General features: G+C 64.0%; 15 protein-coding genes and 1 pseudogene. 6 read left to right on the forward strand and 10 right to left on the reverse strand.

Features of this window, described 5'->3' with window-relative positions; translation table 11 throughout:
* The first annotated feature begins 184 nt into the window (after nucleotides 1–184).
* Nucleotides 185–1,120, forward strand: a complete 936-nt coding sequence (locus tag LFT44_RS13745) for an SGNH/GDSL hydrolase family protein (protein ID WP_236799000.1) — start codon at nucleotides 185–187, stop codon at nucleotides 1,118–1,120.
* Nucleotides 1,121–1,181: 61 nt separating this feature from the next.
* Here the strand turns inward: LFT44_RS13745 and LFT44_RS13750 are convergent, their stop codons facing one another.
* The 5 genes from LFT44_RS13750 to LFT44_RS13770 form a co-directional block, all read right to left on the reverse strand.
* Nucleotides 1,182–2,888: a dipeptide ABC transporter ATP-binding protein gene (locus LFT44_RS13750; RefSeq protein ID WP_236799001.1), complete on the reverse strand. Its 1,707-nt coding sequence runs from the start codon at nucleotides 2,886–2,888 to the stop codon at nucleotides 1,182–1,184.
* 11 nt (nucleotides 2,889–2,899) lie between these two features.
* Nucleotides 2,900–3,844, reverse strand: a complete 945-nt coding sequence (locus tag LFT44_RS13755; RefSeq protein WP_236799002.1) for an ABC transporter permease — start codon at nucleotides 3,842–3,844, stop codon at nucleotides 2,900–2,902.
* Nucleotides 3,834–4,763, reverse strand: coding sequence for an ABC transporter permease (locus tag LFT44_RS13760; protein WP_236799003.1), 930 nt, complete (start codon nucleotides 4,761–4,763; stop codon nucleotides 3,834–3,836). The genes LFT44_RS13755 and LFT44_RS13760 overlap by 11 nt, the downstream gene beginning before the upstream one ends.
* 126 nt (nucleotides 4,764–4,889) lie before the next feature.
* Nucleotides 4,890–6,578, reverse strand: a complete 1,689-nt coding sequence (locus LFT44_RS13765) for a peptide ABC transporter substrate-binding protein (RefSeq protein WP_236799004.1) — start codon at nucleotides 6,576–6,578, stop codon at nucleotides 4,890–4,892.
* 274 nt (nucleotides 6,579–6,852) lie between these two features.
* Nucleotides 6,853–8,625 carry an ABC transporter family substrate-binding protein gene (locus LFT44_RS13770; RefSeq protein WP_236799005.1) on the reverse strand — a complete coding sequence of 591 codons (1,773 nt, stop codon included), beginning with the start codon at nucleotides 8,623–8,625 and terminating at the stop codon, nucleotides 6,853–6,855.
* 287 nt (nucleotides 8,626–8,912) lie between these two features.
* Here LFT44_RS13770 and LFT44_RS22155 point away from each other — a divergent pair.
* Together LFT44_RS22155 and LFT44_RS13775 are read left to right on the forward strand one after the other, a co-directional pair.
* Nucleotides 8,913–9,029: pseudogene (locus LFT44_RS22155) on the forward strand (hypothetical protein); the annotation flags it as partial.
* A 292-nt stretch (nucleotides 9,030–9,321) separates the two neighbouring features.
* Complete coding sequence (locus LFT44_RS13775) at nucleotides 9,322–10,101, forward strand: alpha/beta fold hydrolase (protein WP_236799006.1); 780 nt, start codon at nucleotides 9,322–9,324, stop codon at nucleotides 10,099–10,101.
* Between the two features lie 295 nt (nucleotides 10,102–10,396).
* Here the strand turns inward: LFT44_RS13775 and ychF are convergent, their stop codons facing one another.
* Complete coding sequence (ychF, locus tag LFT44_RS13780) at nucleotides 10,397–11,482, reverse strand: redox-regulated ATPase YchF (RefSeq protein WP_236799007.1); 1,086 nt, start codon at nucleotides 11,480–11,482, stop codon at nucleotides 10,397–10,399.
* Between the two features lie 90 nt (nucleotides 11,483–11,572).
* Here ychF and LFT44_RS13785 point away from each other — a divergent pair, with 90 nt between their 5' ends.
* Nucleotides 11,573–12,799, forward strand: a complete 1,227-nt coding sequence (locus LFT44_RS13785; protein WP_236799008.1) for a DNA recombination protein RmuC — start codon at nucleotides 11,573–11,575, stop codon at nucleotides 12,797–12,799.
* A 90-nt stretch (nucleotides 12,800–12,889) separates the two neighbouring features.
* Here LFT44_RS13785 and LFT44_RS13790 read toward each other — a convergent pair whose 3' ends face one another.
* Nucleotides 12,890–13,969, reverse strand: coding sequence for a 4-hydroxy-3-methylbut-2-enyl diphosphate reductase (locus tag LFT44_RS13790; protein WP_236799009.1), 1,080 nt, complete (start codon nucleotides 13,967–13,969; stop codon nucleotides 12,890–12,892).
* 9 nt (nucleotides 13,970–13,978) lie between these two features.
* On the reverse strand, nucleotides 13,979–14,830 hold the full coding sequence (locus LFT44_RS13795) for a hypothetical protein (RefSeq protein ID WP_236799010.1): 852 nt from the start codon (nucleotides 14,828–14,830) through the stop codon (nucleotides 13,979–13,981).
* 160 nt (nucleotides 14,831–14,990) lie between these two features.
* On the opposite strand from LFT44_RS13795, the gene xseA reads away from it, so the two are divergent.
* Together xseA and LFT44_RS13805 are read left to right on the forward strand one after the other, a co-directional pair.
* On the forward strand, nucleotides 14,991–16,361 hold the full coding sequence (gene xseA / locus LFT44_RS13800) for an exodeoxyribonuclease VII large subunit (protein WP_236799011.1): 1,371 nt from the start codon (nucleotides 14,991–14,993) through the stop codon (nucleotides 16,359–16,361).
* Nucleotides 16,358–16,576 carry an exodeoxyribonuclease VII small subunit gene (locus LFT44_RS13805; protein WP_236799012.1) on the forward strand — a complete coding sequence of 73 codons (219 nt, stop codon included), beginning with the start codon at nucleotides 16,358–16,360 and terminating at the stop codon, nucleotides 16,574–16,576. The genes xseA and LFT44_RS13805 overlap by 4 nt, the downstream gene beginning before the upstream one ends.
* Nucleotides 16,577–16,678: 102 nt before the next feature.
* On the opposite strand, the gene LFT44_RS13810 is transcribed toward LFT44_RS13805, so the two are convergent.
* Nucleotides 16,679–17,533, reverse strand: a complete 855-nt coding sequence (locus LFT44_RS13810; protein ID WP_236799013.1) for a polyphosphate kinase 2 family protein — start codon at nucleotides 17,531–17,533, stop codon at nucleotides 16,679–16,681.
* 49 nt (nucleotides 17,534–17,582) lie between these two features.
* Nucleotides 17,583–18,803: a pyridoxal phosphate-dependent aminotransferase gene (locus LFT44_RS13815; protein WP_236799014.1), complete on the reverse strand. Its 1,221-nt coding sequence runs from the start codon at nucleotides 18,801–18,803 to the stop codon at nucleotides 17,583–17,585.
* Nucleotides 18,804–18,932: the final 129 nt, after the last annotated feature.

The following is an 18,932-nucleotide window of genomic DNA, read 5'->3' on the forward strand; positions in this document are numbered from 1 at the left end:
CAACTGGAACGCACGACGGACTTGGCCCTTAACACAGGGCGACTACTTCCAGTCTAAACGCTGCGGCAAGTGATGGCCTAAATCCGGGCGGCGGTGCCGCTGCCGCACGCAACCCGGAATCACCCGTGATCGCCAGGTCACACTCACTGGATAAATACCCGCCAATGCCCCATTATTGCTGTTGATGAGCAGCCCATCGCCCCGCAAAGAATCCCCCCGTCCCGTGCGTGTGCTCACGCGCGCTGCGGTGCTGGCACTTGCCGCGGGGCTGGTCCTTGCGGCGCCCGGTCAGCAGGTGGATGTGGCTCCTGGTCAGGCGTCCCCCGTGGAGGGGTACCTTCCGTCCGCGCTGCTCCGGGCCAGCGCCGTTGGTCAACCGAGTGCGACGGGCTTCGCCTCAAACGTCGACCTGTCAACGGTACTTAACCGCCCTGCGCTGTTCCCGGGCGAGATTTACCGCAACCCGGTGTTTAAGCGCAACGAGGTTGTGGTGGCAAATGCCAGAAGCACTGCTGTGCTGATTGGCGACTCCCAGTCCGTCCCCGACGACAGCTGGCCTCGCAGGGCCTTGGCGGGCCTGGGTTACAGCGTCCACTTCTGCGGTTACGGCGGCACGGGGTTCACCGCTGCCAACGGCAAGGTGGGCAACTACATCGATGCCCTTGAACACGGCGACTGGCTGATGCCGGCCGGAGCACCCGGCCTGATCGTGATTGAAGGCGGCGGCAACGACGCTGCCCGGGGCGCCTCTGACGCGCAGATCAGTGCCAACGCCAACCGGCTCATCGACGCACTGAAAGCCCGATACCCCGACACGCGGATCGTCGTGGTGGGCACCCTTGCCCGCGGAGCCCAAAACGGCGGCGGCCGGCGAAGCCAGGTGGATGCACTGCTGGCGGGGATCGCAGCCCGGCAGCAGGTCACGTTCGTGAGCGCCGGCGACTGGCTGACCAAATACAACCTGACCCAGCACCTGGCCGACGCCGTCCATATGGATGCCGAAGGCCGGAAGCAGCTTGGCGGGGTCCTGGAGCGCCGCTTGCGTGAACTCGGTGTTCCCGCCGCGCCGGGTGGCGGGCCGTCGCTGGCAGCTACGGGAGCGAACGGCACAAACGGCTGAAGCCGGAACCCGAAGGTCCCGGCTCCAGCCGTTGACATGGGGCTTCCCCGCTACGCCAGGGTCATGCCACCTCGGGCGGAAGCATCAGCTTCGCGCCGGGGATCGCATTGAGCAGGGCCTTCGTGTAGTCCTGCTGGGGCGACTCGAAAACCTCGTCCGTGGACCCGGTCTCGACCAGCCGGCCCTTCTCCATCACGCACACGTGGTCCGCGATCTGCCGCACGACGGCAAGGTCGTGGGTGATGAACAGGTAGGTCAGGCCGAGGTTGACCTGCAGGTCAGCCAGCAGATTCAGCACCTGCGCCTGCACCAGTACGTCCAGGGCGGAAACTGCCTCGTCACAGATGATGACCTCGGGGTCAAGCGCCAGTGCGCGCGCGATGGCAACACGCTGCCGCTGCCCGCCTGACAGCTCGTTCGGGTACCGCTGCATGGCGGATTGGGGCAGGGCCACCTGGTCCAGCAGTGTCCGCACCTTCTTTTCCCGGCTGGCCTGGTCCCCGATCTTGTGCACCCGAAGCGGTTCTTCAATGGTGCGGTAGATGTTGTACATCGGATCGAGGGAGCCGTACGGATCCTGGAAGATGGGCTGGACGCGCCTGCGGAACTTGAACAGTTCGGCAGGCTTCAGGGCCGAGGTGTCGACGCCGTCGAACAGGATCCTGCCTTCCGTGGGCTTTTCCAGCTGGAGCACCATCTTGGCCACCGTGGACTTGCCGGAGCCCGACTCCCCCACAATCGCCGTCGTGGTTCCCCGCCTGACGTCGAAGCTCACGCCGTCCACCGCCGCGAAGTCCGTCGCCTTGCCCAGCCCCTGGCGGAGCTTGTAGACCTTGCGCAGGTCCTGGATCTGCAGGAAGGTGTCCGACTTGGCCGTCTCGGCCGCCGGCGCCAGCAGGTCCGCCGTCTCCACGCCCTGCTCCTTGGCAGCCTGGATACGGCGGCTGGCCAGGGACGGCGCGGACTCTACGAGCCGCTTGGTGTACGGGTGCTGCGGGTTGCGGAGCAGTTCCAGCGACGGACCGGCTTCAACCACGCGGCCCTGGTACATGACCACCACTTTGTCTGCCCGCTCGGCTGCCAGGCCCAGGTCGTGGGTGATCAGCAGCACCGAGGTTCCCAGTTCGTTGGTCATCGTCTCCAGGTGGTCCAGGATCTGCCGCTGGACGGTGACGTCGAGGGCCGACGTCGGCTCGTCCGCAATCAGCAGGCGGGGCTGGCAGGAGAGGCCAATGGCGATCAGCGCGCGCTGGCGCATGCCGCCGGAGAACTCGTGCGGGTACTGGTTGGCCCGGCGCTTCGCGTCGGGCAGCCCCGCTTCGGAGAGCACCTTGGCGATATCGTCCGGCCCGCTGGGGCGGCCGTTTGCCTTCAGTGTTTCCCGGACCTGGTAGCCGATCTTCCACACAGGGTTCAGGTTGGACATGGGGTCCTGCGGAACCATGCCGATGGTGTTGCCGCGCAGCTCGATCATGCGCTGCTCGGTGGCATGGGCAATGTCCTCGCCGTCGAGCAGGACTTGGCCGCCGGACACCCTGCCGTTGTTGGGCAGGAGGCCAATGGCCGCCAGCGCCGTGGTGGATTTGCCGGACCCCGACTCCCCCACGATTGCCACCGTTTCGCCCGGCATGATGGTCAGGTGCGCGTTCCGCACGGCCTGGACCTCACCGCCGCCGGTCTTGAAGGAAATGGCGAGGTCACGGATTTCGAGCAGCGGCCTGACGCCGGTGGTTTCGGCCTCATCAATGCGGACGTCTGGAGTTGTCATCTCATTTTCTCTCATCGCTGACGGCTCTTCGGGTCAAGGGCGTCGCGCACTGCATCGCCCAGCATGATGAAGCTCAGCACCGTGATGGACAGCGCCGCGGCCGGGTAGAGCATGATTTCCGGCCGGGTCCTGATCGATGCCTGGGCGCCTGCGATGTCATTGCCCCAGGACATGATGCTCTGCGGCAGGCCAATGCCCAGGAAGGACAGGGTGGCTTCGGCCACGATGAACACGCCAAGTTCCAGCGTTGCCAGGACAATGATCGGGGCCAGGGCGTTCGGCAGGACGTGGCGCATCAGCGCACCGAACTTGGAAACACCCAGCGCTCGGGCTGCGGTGACGAAGTCGGAATTGCGCACCTCAATGACTGCACCGCGCGTGATGCGCGCCATCTGTGGCCAGGCCAGGAGGGAGATGACGAACACCACGGTCCACACGCTCTTGTTTTCGCGGAACAGCGGCAGCTGGGTGATCACCAGAGCGCCGAGTACCAGCGGCAGCGCGAAGAAGATGTCACCCAAGCGGGCAAGCACAGCGTCAATCCAGCCGCCGTAGTATCCCGCAAGGGCGCCAAGGGTCACGCCGATCACCAGGACGCACAGCACCGAGAGCAGGCCCACTAACAGCGAGGCCTGGGTGCCGTGGATGACCCTGGAGTACACGTCGCAGCCCTGGAAAGTGAAGCCGAACGGGTGTCCGGCGCTGGGCGCGCCTTCCGAGTTCCCGAGTTCGCAGCCTTCGTTGGGCGGCGTGGACGTGAAAAGTCCAGGGAACAGCGCAATGACGATCAGGGCAAGGATCAGCAGTGCCGAGATGATGAACAGCGGACGACGGCGGAGCTTGCGCCAGGCGTCGGCCCACAGGCTGAGTGGGGCCTGGTCAGTCTTGACGGCATCCGTTGCCTGCAGCGGCGTCTCTTCAATGGGGGCCACGAAGTGGCTGTTATTACTGGTCATAGCGGATCCTCGGGTCAAGCCAGGCGTACAGGAGATCGACAAGCAGGTTGGCCACGACGAACACCAGCACCAGCACGCTGACGATGGAGACGATGGTGGGCCCTTCACTGCGGAGGACTGCCTGGTAAAGCTTGTTGCCAACGCCGGGAACGTTGAAGATGCCCTCGGTAACGATGGCACCGCCCATCAGGCCGCCAAGGTTGGCGCCCAGGTAGGTCACCACCGGGATCAGCGAGTTGCGCAGGATGTGTGCCAGGACCACCCGGGGACGTGACAGGCCCTTGGCCGTGGCGGTCCGCACGTAGTCCGCGTTCATGTTTTCGCTGACTGAAGCGCGGGTCAGGCGCAGGACGTAGGCAAAGGAGACAAGCCCCAAAACAATTGCGGGCAGCAACAGTGTGCCCCAGTTCGCATTCGCACCCACCGTCGGCTTGGCCCAGCCCAGCTGCACGCCGAAGACGAGCTGGAAGACGAAGCCGAGGACAAAGGTGGGAACTGCAATGACCACCAGCGAAGCCACCAGGACGGTGGAGTCGAACCAACCGCCCCGACGCAGGCCGGCGAACACGCCGAAGGCCACGCCGAAGATGGCCTGGATCGCCAACGCCTCGATGGCGAGCATGGCTGTGACGGGGAAGACACGGGCCAGGCTGGCGGCAATGGGCTGGCCGGTGAAGTCATTGCCCAGGTTGAAGGTGAAGAGGTTCTTGAGGAACAGGCCGTACTGGACCCAGAAGGGCTGGTCGAGGTTGTACTGGCTGCGCAGGGTGTCGATGACTGCCTGCGGGGGCTGGCGGTCGCCGAACAGCGCGGCGATGGGGTCGCCGGGCAGGGCGAACACCATGTAGTACACCAGGAGGGTAGTGCCGAGGAAAACAGGGATCACCTGCAGGAGTCGGCGCAGAATAAACCGGATCACAGGATCACCTGCCTTCCGGTAAGGGGGAGAACACGTTCATGAATGCCTTCCTGCCGCTTGCAAGCCAATGGGGGCCCGGACGTAACCGGAACCCCCATCAGCTTGTCGGCAAGTTATTTCTTGGAACTACTTGGCCGTGATGCCGTAGTACAGGATGCCGCCGTTCCAGCCGGTTTCGGCCTTCACGATGTTGTTGCTCCAAACGATCGGGCGGGCCTGATCCCAGAGCGGCAGGCCGGGCAGGTCCTGGAACAGGATCTCCTGTGCCTGGTTGAACTTGTCGTTGGCTTCATCCGTGCTCTTGGCAGCCAGGCCCTCCTTGAGGAGCTTGTCGAACTCAGGGTTCGAGTACTTCTCGTAGTTGGAGGAAGCGTTGGTGGCCCATACCGGTCCCAGGAAGTTGTACAGCGACGGGTAGTCGCCCTGCCAGCCCGCACGGGTCAGGCCGGGCAGCTGCTGGGACTTGCGCAGGTTCAGGACTTCAGCGAACTTGGCGAAGGGCTGGATTTCAGCCTGGATGCCGAGGTTGTTCTTGAAGCCGTTGGCCACGGCGTCGATCCATTCCTTGTTGCCGCCGTCGGTGTTGGAGGCGATCTGAAGCGGCTTGGAGCCGTCGTAGGGCTGGATCTTGTCAGCCTGTGCCCACAGGTCCTTGGCCTTGGCGGCGTCGAACTTGAGGACTTCGCTGCCCTTCAGGCCTTCCTTGAACCCGTCGATGACCGGCGGGACGAATGCCTTGGCAGGGGTACGGGTGCCGTTGAAGACCACCTTGGCGATTTCCTCGCGGTTGATGGCGTAGGACAGTGCCTGGCGCCGCAGCTTGCCGGCCTCACCCTGGAAGTTCGGGTTGTACGGCGGGATGTTCAGCGTGGAGTTGGTGGCAACGGCCTTGGTGGCGTTGCGGTCCGGGAAGTCGGAAACGTAGGTCTTCAGTGCGTTGGACGGAAGAACGTCGGTGATGTCCAGGTTGTCCGACTGCAGGTCCGTGTATGCGGGGCCCGGATCCGTGTAGAACTTAAAGGTCACGCCACCATTCTTGGCTTCGCGCGGGCCCTTGTAGTCCGCGTTCTTTACCAGGGAGATGGACTGGTCGTGGACCCAGGAACCCTGCTTTTCGAACTTGTACGGACCGTTGCCGACGGGGTTTTCACCGAAGGTCTTGGGGTCGGTCAGCGCTGCCGAAGGAAGCGGGAAGAAGGCGGAGTAGCCGAGGCGCAGGGACCAGTCAGCCTCAGGCTGGGCCAGCTTGACCGTGATGGTGGAATCATCGGTTGCTGCAAGGCCGGACATGGTGTCAGCCTTGGGGGCCGGGGTGGTGGTGGTCTTGCCGTCAGCACCCTTTTGCGAGTTCACAGCCGAAACGTCTTCGTAACCGGCGATGGACTCGAAGAAGAATCCGTTGTTCTGCAGGTTCTTGGAGTTTGCAGCGAAGTTCCAGGAGTCAACGAAGGTCTTGGCCGTAATGGCCTCGCCGTTGGTGAACTTCTGGCCCTGCTTGACCTTGATGGTCCAGTTCTGGGCGTCGGACGACTCGATGGAATCGGCGAGGGCGTTGACCGGCTTGCCGCTGGCATCGTACGTGCGCAGGCCTTCGAAGAGGAGCTCGACCACGCGGCCGCCGTAAACCTCATTGGTGTTTGCCGGCAGCAACGGGTTTTGTGGCTCGTTGCTGTAGGCAGTGATGACCTTGTTCGGATCGCCGGCAGCATTGCTGGACCCTTCAGTGCTGCCGCCGCCGCCGGCGCCGCACCCGGTCAGGGCAAGCGCGGCGATTGCCACGATGCCCAGTGCTTTGGAAGTGCGCGTAAAACGCATTCCGCCTCCTATGAGTTGTGGGAGAGGTATATAGGGGAATCTTGTGCTTCCCCTGCAGGCTGCACGCAGCTCACCGCTGTGACGAAACCTACACAATACGAGTTAGCCTAACCGCACGTAGTCCAGATATTGGTACTCCGTTGCCAAACCGTGACCGGCGCAGTGCAATACCCCGGCACATGGAGGGAAGTTAGGCACGTCACATGCTACTCGCCGGTAAGCCGTACGGCGAATCGGGCCAAAGAGCGCTGCGCAAGGGGCGAAAGACCCTAGGTCACCTGGCAGGGTTGGACAGCCGCCACTCCCAGACGTTCCACCAGATGCCGAGGGGGCCGGGGCTGGTCTTGATGCCCGCTACCCGGGAATTGAAGGCGGTTGTTCCCAGCGTTTGGTAGAGCGGGAGGCCATACGCGTCCTCCCAGATGTGCTTATCGATTTCCGCCAGGAGCTCATCCTGTTTGCCCAGGTCCGTAGTCACGGCCAGTTGCTCCATAACCTTGTCCGCGCCGCCGTCGGAATATCCCGTGAAGTTGCTGCCCGCACCGGTGCGGAAAATCTGCGGCACCCGGCTGACACCGGCCTCTGTGCCGATCCATCCCGACAGGGCGGCGTCATATCCGCCCCGGCTTAGCGCGGCAGCCCAGTCGGCACTGCCCTGTCCCCCGTCGACCACCCGGAATCCGGCCAGCGCGGCCGAGTCGCGGATCAGGGCGAACGCCTTGGCCCGGTTCGGGTTGTCCCGGTTGTAAAGTACGCGGACGCTGGGGGTGGTGTCCTTCAGGAGCTTCTTTGCCCCGTCAATGTCCACCTTGGCGTAGTCCGAAGAGCCGTTATTCTTCACGGTGTCGTCGTACTTCGGTTGTCCCGGCAGGAATACCTGCGAGTCCAATGGCTTGTTGTCCGGCACCTGGGTTCCCACCACGGCGTCCATGATTGCCTGCCGCGGCACGGTCTTGAGGAAGGCTTCCCTGACGTCTTTGTCGGCAAAGGTCCCGGAGAAGTTAAGGTCCAGGTGGTCATAGCCGGACTGTTTGTACCGTTGCACGGTGATGCCCTGGCCCGACAGGCCGGTGAGGAGACTGTCCGTAGCGGCTGAGGGCTGCGGCGAAATGATGTCAACCTGGCCGTTGCGGAGGGCATCCACTGCCGCCGGTACTGCCCCGGTGAACCTGACATTGATTTCGTCCAGCCAGGGTTCCGCGCCCCATGTGTAGTCCCGGTTGCGAACCAGCTTCATCGAGACTTCCGGGACGATATCGCGGACGATGTAGGGGCCGCTGGACAGGTAGAGTGCCGGATCATCCGGAACGGCCTTTGTATTGAATCCCGTGTTCCAGAAGTCGCCGACTTTCTTGAGCGCGGGGTTGGACACCGGCTTTTCCGGGTTGCCCCGGGGCGTGTCCTTGAGCAACGTCACCAGGTCCTCCTCATCGTTGAGTCCGCTCTTGGCAGCAACGACGTGGGCGGGGAGCCCGACGTCGAACGCCACTTCCCAGTCGGCGTATGGTGCGGCGTACTCAATGGTGATGGAACGCCCGTCGGATCCGATTTCCGGGAACAGGGTGCCGGCGAGCCCCGTGGTGTCGGAGGCAACCGAGAAGTACTTGGTTCCCTTGCCGGCAGCACGATCGACATCATCGTAGTAGCCGGACCCGGCGGCCCAGCTCAACAGGAGGTCGGCTGCGCCAATGGGCGCACCGTCCGACCACTTAACGCCCTCGTTGACCGTGTACTTCACCTTGAGCGGCTGGTCGGATACCTTCTCGAAATGGCCGAACTTGTCGTTCCGGACAACCTTGGACATGTCATCAAGGTAGAAGAAGCCCGAGTGTGTGATGGCGCCGATCTTCGAATTGATGTCAGTGTTGCCGTTGGCGCTGTAGGGGTTGAACGACGAGAAGGCATTGACCTCCGCCACCGTGACGCTGCCGCCGCGCTTCGCCTCCCCCACCACGACGGACGGGGCGCTGCCACCCGAGCAGCCGGAAAGAACAAGGGCGGCCGACAATGCGGCGACGAGCAACTGAATCAGACGCCGTACCGGCATGCCGCCTCCTTGTGTGTTTCCCTCTCCAGGAGGGGACCCGGGCCGCCCAATCGCGCCCTACCACTTCAGGATAAGCTGTCAGGCCGGCCAGTCGTTGATGTGGGGCATTGGACCCTGTAGTTCCACCCACCGGGCCGCTACTATGAACCCGTGCCTGGCCGTGACGCTGTCCTGACCGATCCCGGCCGCATGCCCGACGACGAACAGATCCGCCAGCATCTGGGTGCTTCCTCGCCGCCTGGCACGACCTCAAGGAGCTGTTGTCCCGACCCGACCTTGGCCTGGAGTTGTCGTGGCACCACTACCGGGACGGCGGATGGCTGTGCAAGGCTCTCCAGGGCAGCAAGAATATGGCGTGGTTGGCGGTCTGGGACGGCTACGCCACGGTCACGTGCTACTTCTCCGCCCGACACCGCAATGACCTCGCCGCGCTGCCCCTCCCTGACAACCTCCGGGCCCAGATCACCGGGTGCAGATGTCCGGAGCGATGCTGCCGGTCGTCGTCCGGATCCGCTCGCCGGAGGATATCGGGGCCGCCATCGAGATCGTCCATTACAAGCTTCGGGCGCGGTAGTGGCGGCAGCCCCCCAAGGAAGCGGGCACGTCATGGTGCCGTGGCCGCCACAGGCCCAGACGTTGACGCGGAACGAGGCCGGTGTTGGCCAGATACATTGCACCGCCCCCTAGAGTGAAGGCATGCTGCACTCAACCCGGCAAGGCTCCGGTAAGCCACTCCTCCTGATCCATGGACTCGGTTCCAGTATTGGTAACTGGAACCCGGTAATCCCGGCGCTGGCCGCTGAACGCGATGTGATTGCCATCGACCTCCCCGGTTGCGGCGAATCCGCGCCGCTGACCGGCGAAACCACCATTGCCACGCTGACCGATGCCGTCGAAGCCTTTATACGCGACGAGAAACTGGATGACATTGATCTCGTAGGCAGCTCCATGGGCGCCCGGATGGCAATGGAAATGGCGCGGCGAGGGCACCCTGCCACCACGATCGCCCTGGACCCTGGTGGCTTCTGGAATGACCGCCAGGCAGCGATCTTTGGGGCAAGCATCAAAGCATCCGTCGCACTGATGCGCCGCATCCAACCGGCACTCCCCTTCCTCACGGGCAACCCCGTGGGCCGCACGGCCCTGTTGGCTCAGTTCTCCGCCCATCCCTGGAAACTGCCGCAGGATCTTGTCCTGCATGAGCTTCGCGGGTTCAAGACATCGACCAGCCTGGACCCGGCCCTCAACGCGCTGATTCACGGTCCCCGCCAGGAAGGCGCACCGGCCGGTTCACTCAAGGGAAAAGTGGTAGTCGGATGGGGGCGGAAGGACAAGGTCACCCCTCCCAGTGAGGCGGCGCGTGCCGCGGAGCTGTTCCCGGATGCCACCCTCCACTGGTTCGAAAACTCCGGTCACTTCCCACACTGGGACCAACCAACGGAAACGGCACGCCTGATCCTCGATAGCACGAGCTGAGCTGCGCGGCGGAGTCATTGGCCTTGGGGCAGTGTTGGCGGGGTACATTGCTTCGAGCGCGGCAAAGAGCCAAGTCTCCGTCACGCCCCTGCTCACCAAACCTTGATTCCAAAACGCTCCTACTCATGCCCCGGACGGGCGTAAGGGGAATGCTCGAACGACCCGCTTATCCCCGCCGAAAACGAGCCGCAATCAATTCTTGCCGGGATAGGTTTTATCGACCGTGGATACAGGCGAAGGCCGCCAAGAACAGTTTTCTTGGCGGCCTTCCCAGAGGTTTCACGAGGGTCAGAAACTACACATTGAACCGAAATTCAACCACGTCGCCGTCGGCCATGACGTATTCCTTGCCTTCGATCCGCACCTTGCCGCGGGACTTTGCCTCGGCCATGGAGCCGGCCTCGACCAGGTCATTGAAGGAAACAACTTCGGCCTTGATGAAGCCGCGCTGGAAATCGGAGTGGATGACACCCGCCGCTTGCGGTGCCGTATCCCCCTGCCGAATGGTCCAGGCCCGGGCTTCCTTGGGGCCGGCCGTGAGGTAGGTCTGCAGCCCCAGGGTGTGGAAGCCGACGCGGGCCAGCTGGTCCAGGCCGGACTCGTCCTGGCCGTTCATCTCGAGCATCTCGCGGGCTTCTTCCTCATCCAGTTCGACGAGGTCCGCTTCGAGCTTGGCATCAAGGAAAATGCAGTCTGCCGGAGCGACCATGGCCCGCAGCTCCTCCTGCTTCTCCGGGCTGCCCAGGATGCCTTCGTCGGCATTGAAGACGTAAATGAAGGGCTTGGCCGTCAGCAGGCCCAGTTCCTTGAGGTGTTCCATCTCCAATTTGTCGCTCTTGATGGAGGAGTAGATGGTGTCACCACGCTCCAGCACTGCCTGCGCGGCCTTGATGGCTGCGAGTTCGGCGGCTTCGCGCTTCTTGATCTTGACTTCTTTTTCGATCCGCGGGATGGCCTTTTCGATGGTCTGCAGGTCCGCGAGGATCAGTTCGGTGTTGATGGTTTCCATGTCCGAGCGCGGGTCCACTTTGCCGTCGACGTGCACCACGTCGGGGTCGTCGAAGACCCGGACAACCTCGGCAATGGCTTCGGCCTCGCGGATATTCGCCAGGAACTGGTTGCCCAGCCCCTCCCCCTCGGACGCACCCTTCACGATCCCGGCAATGTCGACGAAGGACACGGCTGCGGGCAGGATGCGCTGGGAACCGAAGATGCCGGCAAGCTTCTGAAGCCTGGGATCCGGGAGGTTCACCACTCCCACATTGGGTTCGATCGTGGCGAACGGATAGTTCGCGGCCAGGACCTGGTTGCGGGTAAGCGCGTTGAAGAGGGTTGATTTGCCGACGTTGGGCAGTCCGACGATGCCAATAGTAAGAGCCACGAGCATTGATTCTACCCGCCGGGCCGCCGGGGACAGTACCGGGGAATGTCACTGCCGGTGAATGTCAGAGCCCCGTGCAACAGTGAAGCCATGGATGCTTTTGCCTTGATTCTGGCCCTTCTCATGCTGTTGCTGGGCGCCCTTGCCGGCGCCGCTGCCACCTACTTTTCCCTGCGCCGGAACTCGCATGGGCTGGAGGCAGACTTTGACCAGGTATCGTCCCGCCTTTCAGAGGTCACGGCCCAGCTTGCAGCGGCCGACGCCGAGCGGCGGCTTCTGGCTGCACAGAACCGTGAGCTGGGCGAGGCAAGGACGCAGGACGGCAGCGTGCTGCGCGCCCTGGCGCCGGTGGCCGAGAAGCTCTCTGCCGTCCAGCAGCAGGTGGCACTGCTGGAGCGGGACCGGGTTGAGCAATACGGCCAGCTGGCCCAGCAGCTGCAGGAGGCCAGGCTGTCGGATGAACAGCTCATCCGGTCCACGCATGCCCTGGAGTCGGCATTGCGCTCCAACAGCGCCAGGGGCCAGTGGGGCGAGGTGCAGCTTAGGCGCGTGGTAGAGGCCGCAGGCATGCTCCGCCACGTGGACTTCGTGGAACAGGTCCACAGCGCCGGCCACGACTCAGCTGTCCGCCCGGACCTGGTGGTGCAGCTGCCCGGTGAAAAGCAGCTGGTGGTGGATGCCAAGGTCCCGCTCTCGTCCTACCTCGAGGCACAGGAACTGGGCGCCGTGGATCCAGGCACGGGCCGGCTGGCCGGACCCTCGGCGAGCGATGGCAGGAACCAACAGGCCCTGCTCGCCGCGCACGCCAAGGCCTTGAGGGCCCATGTCGATGCGCTGGGCACCAAGAAATACTGGGACATCCCGGGGAATTCGCCGGAACTGGTGGTTTGCTTCATCCCGGCCGAGTCCATCCTGGCCGCCGCCCTGACAGCTGACGCCGGGCTCCTGGACCACGCGCTGTCCCGCAATGTTGTCCTCGCATCCCCAAGCACCCTGCTGGCCGTGCTGAAGTCCGTGGCTTTCACCTGGCGTCAGGACGTCCTGACGGACAGTGCACGCGAACTGTTCGAGCTCGCGCGGCAGCTGTACGACCGGATGGGCACGCTGGGTGAGAACGTCAGCAAGCTGGGTTCCTCACTGAAGACCTCCGTGGACCGCTACAACGCGATGGTCGGCACCCTAGAAGCGCGGATTCTGCCCACCGCGCGGAAGCTCAACAGCCTGGAGGAGTCAGGCCTTGCCGCGCCTCCGCTGGTGGAGGTAACCCCGCGCGCGCTGGTGGCGCCCGAACTTCAAGGTGATGACGAAGCCGCCTGAAGTGCCGGTGAAGGCAGGAGGGGCCGGGCAGTCGCTGACTGCCCGGCCCCGTCCGTTCTACGCGCGCCGGCTATATGCCGTGCTTGTGTTTCAGTTGCGGGCCCGGCGGCCGCCCAGGGCACGGCTGACGTCACCGGACTGTTTCAGGGTTGCGCGGAGTTCCTTGGGCAGCGAGAACAGCAGGTCTTCTTCAGCCGTGACCACTTCCTCCACAGTGCCGTAACCGTAGTCGGCCAGGAGCCTCAGCACGTCCTGCACCAGCACCTCGGGAACAGAGGCCCCCGACGTGACACCCACGCTGGCGACGCCTTCAAACCACGCTTCGTCCACCTCGTTGGCGAAGTCCACCCGGTACGAGGCCTTGGCACCGTATTCGAGCGCCACCTCCACCAACCGGACGGAGTTGGACGAGTTGGCTGAGCCCACCACGATCACCAGGTCCGCCTTGGGCGCGATCTTCTTGATGGCCACCTGTCGGTTGGTGGTGGCGTAGCAGATGTCATCGCTGGGCGGATCCTGCAGGGTGGGGAACCGTTCCTTGAGCAGCCGGACGGTTTCCATGGTCTCGTCGACACTCAGCGTGGTCTGGGAAAGCCAGATGACCTTTTCGGGGTCGCGGACGGTCACCTTGTCGACTTCGTGGGGGCCGTTGATGATCTGGATGTGCTCCGGCGCTTCACCGGCCGTGCCTTCCACTTCCTCGTGGCCGTCGTGGCCGATCAGGAGGATGTCGAAATCGTCCTTGGCGAAGCGGACGGCTTCCCTGTGCACCTTGGTGACCAGCGGGCAGGTGGCATCGATGGTGCGCAGGCCGCGGTCTTCCGCGGACTGGACCACTGCCGGGGACACGCCATGGGCGGAGAAGATAACCAGCGCGCCTTCTGGGACTTCGTCGGTCTCGTCCACAAAGATGGCACCCTTTTCCTCCAGGGAGCTGACCACGTGGACGTTGTGGACAATCTGCTTGCGGACATACACGGGCGCGCCGTAGTGCTCCAACGCCTTCTCGACCGCGATGACGGCCCGGTCAACGCCGGCGCAGTAGCCGCGCGGGGCAGCCAGCAGCACCTTCTTGGTGCCGTTGACGGGAGCTGCGGCTGCTACTTCCTCAGGCGAACGGCGCCTGCGTGGAATGGTTGGCATCGAAAGGGGTACGGCCGTGGTGGTCATCCCTCCATGTTACCGGCTGGTCCGCGCCCGTTTCCGGGATGCGAACAAGGTCACAATGCCCAAGACCACCAGGACGCCACCCGTGATTGCGGCGGTGGTGATCCATCCTTGGAAGTCCGCGCCCGCGGCGGCCAGGAACTCGTCACGGAACATGTTGGCCACGGCATTGCCGGTGTCCGTCGACCGGGCACGGGCCGAGCCCAGCTGCGAGCCAGCTCCCCACAGAGCGGCGAGCGCCAATCCCCCAAGGCCGGCTGCCAACAGAACGGTCCAGCGGCGCCGTGCAGCCACCAGCGCCAGCAGAAAGGCTACGGCCGAACCCATGGCCAGGATGTAGCCCATCGGCGCATAGGTGGCCAGCCGTTCCGTCCACTCCCTTTGCGCAGGCTGGCCGACGTTGATCAGGGTTTGCTCCGGTGGGTTGAGTGGAAGCCGCGTGGTCCGGGAGATTTCCTCCGAGCCGAGGGCTACCAAAGGGGCCACGTCCAGAGTCAGCGACGACGGCGAGGCGCCATCCTGGGGATCCACCGAAGGCTCCGCAAAACTCAGGCGGTGGCTTCGGCGCAGCGTTTCCTCCCAGGCCGCCGGGTAACCGGGAAGCCCGGTCAACGACTCCGCCGCCTTCTCAAGCATCGGTTCGACCAGCCCCGAAAGAAAGCCCGGAACTGCTCCGGTGTCAATTGTTCCCACCGCCGCCGCAGCAAGCTTTCGCTGGAAGTCCGAGTCCTTGCCCAGCGGAGCCGCGAGGCGGACGAACCCATCTTCCTGGACGATGTTCCGATCCACCCATATAGCGGGAACGGCGACAGCGGCCAGGAGGATGCCCAGCACGGTGGCAATGGCAGAGACAAAGGTGCGCACAACAGGTCCTTCGGGGTTGGGGGCCTTTACCCATCCTAGGCAGGACGGAGGACTGTCCCTGTCAGCCCCCGCTGCTAGACCATATGGATAAGGTTGATTGAACGCCCCCAAGAGATGAAGGACCGCATGCCCCCAGCACCAGCTTCCCAATGGCATCCGCATGTCTGAGCAGGCATCCCTTCCGGGTACCGCCCCCACGACGCTGCCGGCTACCGCAGCTGAAACCAGCCCGGATAACCCGTGGCCCTTGCAGCTGCTGTCGCAGAAGCTGAAGGCCCACATTGACCGCACTCCGTCCGCATGGGTGGAAGGCCAGGTCATCGAGCTGAACCGGCGCGGAAGTAACGCCTACCTGACCCTTCGCGACGTGGACGCCGAGGTCTCACTGCCTGCCTCCGTATGGACCAAGGTGCTGGAACGCCAGAACCTTCCACTGGAGCGCGGGTCGCGGGTGGTGGCACTGCTGAAGCCGGAATTCTGGCTGAAAACGGGCAGGCTCAACATGCTGGTGCGGGACATCAGGCCCGTGGGACTGGGTGACCTGCTGGCCAGGATCGAGCGGTTGCGCAAGGCCCTGGCGGCGGAAGGCTTGTTCGCAGATTCCCGGAAGAAGCCCCTGCCCCTTCTGCCGCACCGGATCGGCCTCATCACTGGCCGCGACTCCGATGCAAAGAAGGACATCCTGCGCAATGCAGCCCTGCGGTGGCCGGCGGTGGAATTTGAGATCCGCGAGGTGGCCGTCCAAGGAAACACAGCTGTGGCCCAGGTGGTCCGTGCCCTGCGGGAACTGGATGCCCGGCCGGAGGTGGACGTCATCGTCATCGCCCGTGGCGGCGGTGCGCTGGAAGACCTCTTGCCTTTCAACAGCGAGGACCTGATCCGGGCGGTGGCTGCGGCCGCCACTCCCGTGGTGAGCGCCATCGGCCACGAGGCAGACCGCCCGCTCCTGGACTACGTCGCGGACCTGCGCGCCTCAACCCCCACCGATGCCGCCAAGCGGATCGTGCCGGAAGTCTCAGAAGAGCTTGCCGGAGTGCGCCAGGCGCGTGAACAGTTGCGCCGCTGCATGGAGCGGCTGGTGGACCGGGAATCTGACCGATTGGCGGCACTGCATTCCCGGCCGGTCATGGCGGCGCCCGAGGGCATGGTCTCGCTCCGGGCCGAGGAAATTGAACGGCTCCTGCGCCGTTCCTCCGCTTCAGTAAGTTCCACCGTGGTGCGGGCAGCAGACCAGCTTGAGCACCTCAAAGCCCAGGTACGCGCGTTGTCCCCGCAGAAGACGCTGGACAGGGGGTACGCCGTCGTCGAACTGGCAGGAGACCAGGCCGCACGGATCGCCCAAGCCGGGCACGCAGTGGTCCGCCGCCCTGCCGAGGCGCCTGCGGGTGCAGCCTTGTCCATCCGCGTGGCGGAGGGACGTTTCGGCGCGACGTCCACCGGACCCGTTCAGTCCACCGGCGGATTCCAGGCAGGAAACCAAGACCACCACCAGAAACCAGACCACCACCAGGAATTGGAAGAAAAAGCATGACTGAACAAAAACCAGGGTCGGATGTCGCAGCACTGAGCTATGAGGAAGCGCGGGAGCAGCTCATCGCTGTAGTGGGCAAGCTGGAGGCGGGAGGCGCCAGCCTCGAGGAATCCCTGGCGCTGTGGGAGCGCGGCGAGGCGCTGGCGGCGCGATGCGAGGAGTGGCTGGAAGGCGCCCGGAAGCGCCTGGCGGCAGCCCGCGACCAGCCGCTATAGGCAGCCCATCCACTGTCGCCAGCCGGTCAACGCAGCCCAGTCAACGGACCGGCAGCAGCAGGCCAGTGGAAAGATTACACAGTCGATTCACGGGAGCGATCCTCAGGAACGGGCCACCAGTTCCCGCTCTGTGGCGACGTCGAATTCAGCCTTTGGCCATTTGAGGTTCATCCCGGAGAGGGCGCCGAGCAGCAGTTGCTGGACCGCGATCCGGGCATACCATTTCTTGTTGGCCGGGACGACGTGCCAGGGCGCGACCGGCGTGCTCGTTTCGTCGATCGCAGCCTGGTAGGCACTCATGTAATCGTCCCAAAAAGCGCGCTCGTCCAGGTCGCCGTGGCTGTACTTCCAGTGCTTGGCAGGGTTGTCCAGCCGTGCCAGCAGGCGTTCCCTCTGTTCGTCCCCACTGATGTGCAGCATCACCTTGACCACCTTGGTACCGGAATCCGTCAGCCTCGCCTCGAATTCATTGATGGCAACGTACCGCCGCTTGATTTCATCCGGACTGGCCCAGCCGTGGACCCTGTGGATGAGGACGTCCTCGTAATGGGAACGGTCAAACACACCCACCATCCCGGCGGCCGGCACTTCCTTCTCGATGCGCCATAGGAAGTCGTAGGACTTTTCCTCGTCGGTGGGGGCTTTGAATGCCTTGAAGTGGACGCCCTGCGGGTTCATCGATGCCATGACGTGGCTGACGATCCCGCCCTTGCCCGCGGTGTCCATGGCCTGCAGGATCAGCAGGACCCGTTTGGTTCCGCCGAAGCGGGACTCCGCAAAGAGCTTTTCCTGGAGTTCGGAAAGTTCGTCGTCCATCTCCGCGAGGAGCAGCTTGCCGTCATCCTTGGTTCCGCTGTAGCCGGGCGTTGAGTTGGGATCCACGGCGGCAAGGGAGAAACCCTCCCCCGCGCGAAGGGTTTGGGCAGGATGCTGGTCGAAGCCAACGACGCGGGCCATGGGAATCCTTTCGCCAAGGGTTGCACGGGCAGGGGCCCGTGAGCACAGGCTAGTTCCCCTGGTACCTGCTTAGGAAGTCCCCCATACGGCCAATGGCCTCCTCGATGTCCTTCACGTTCGGCAACGTCACCATCCGGAAATGGTCGGGGCGGACCCAGTTGAAGGCGCGCCCGTGGGAGACGAGGATCTTTTGTTCCCTCAGCAGGTCGAGGACGAATTTCTCATCATCGCGAATGTGGTAGACGTCGGGGTCCAGGCGCGGGAAGAGGTAGAGCGCGCCCCTGGCCTGCTGGGTGCTGACGCCGGGAATGGCGTTGAGCATGTCATAGGCCTTGTTCCGCTGTTCCAGCAGGCGGCCGCCGGGGAGGATGAGGTCGTTGATGCTTTGATAGCCGCCCAGTGCGGTCTGGATGGCGTGCTGGGCCGGGACGTTGGCGCACAGCCGCATGTTGGCCAGGAGGTTGATGCCTTCGAGGTAGTCGGCAGCCTCCTTCTTGGGGCCGGATATGGCCATCCAGCCGGCCCGGTAGCCGCATACCCTGTAGGCCTTGGACAGCCCGCTGAACGTCAGGCACAGGACGTGGTCGTCGGTGAGCTTGGCGAGGTTAACGTGGACGGCGTCCTCATACAGGATTTTTTCGTAGATCTCGTCGGCGAAGACCACCAGGCCGTGCTTTTCAGCCAGGGCAACAATGCGCTTCAGCGTCTCTTCCGGGTAGACCGCGCCCGTCGGGTTATTCGGGTTGATGACCACGATTCCCTTGGTGCGGGGCGTGATCTTGGCTTCCATGTCCTCAAGGTCAGGCTGCCACCCGGATTCCTCGTCGCAAAGGTAGTGGACGGGCTTACCGCCGGCGAGCGCCACGGAGGCCGTCCACAGCGGGTAGTCCGGCGTCGGGATGAGGACTTCGTCGCCTGAATCCAGCAGCGCCATCAGGGACATGGTGATGAGCTCGCTGACACCGTTGCCCAGGTAGATGTCATCGACGTGGATGTTCTGGATGCCGCGGGTCTGGTAGTACTGCGACACCGCAGTGCGGGCGGAAAAGATGCCGCGCGAGTCGCTGTAGCCCTGGGCGTGCGGCAGGTGGCGGATCATGTCCACCAGGATGGCGTCCGGTGCCTCGAAGCCGAACGGGGCCGGGTTGCCGATGTTCAGTTTGAGGATCCGGTGGCCCTCCGCCTCCATCTGCTGGGCGGCCTGCAGAATCGGTCCACGGATGTCATAGAGAACGTTGTGAAGCTTCGTGGACTGCCTGAATTCTGCCATTCCTCAAATATGCCACAGGAAGGATGCATCCCCGTTGAGACATCCACCACATGGCCGACGGCGGCTGCCGGACCTTTCAAAGGTCCGGCAGCCGCCGTCGTCATTACCGAAGCTCCCCTCGCCGGAGGG

The organism is Arthrobacter sp. FW306-05-C (assembly GCF_021801725.1).
GTDB lineage: Bacteria > Actinomycetota > Actinomycetes > Actinomycetales > Micrococcaceae > Arthrobacter.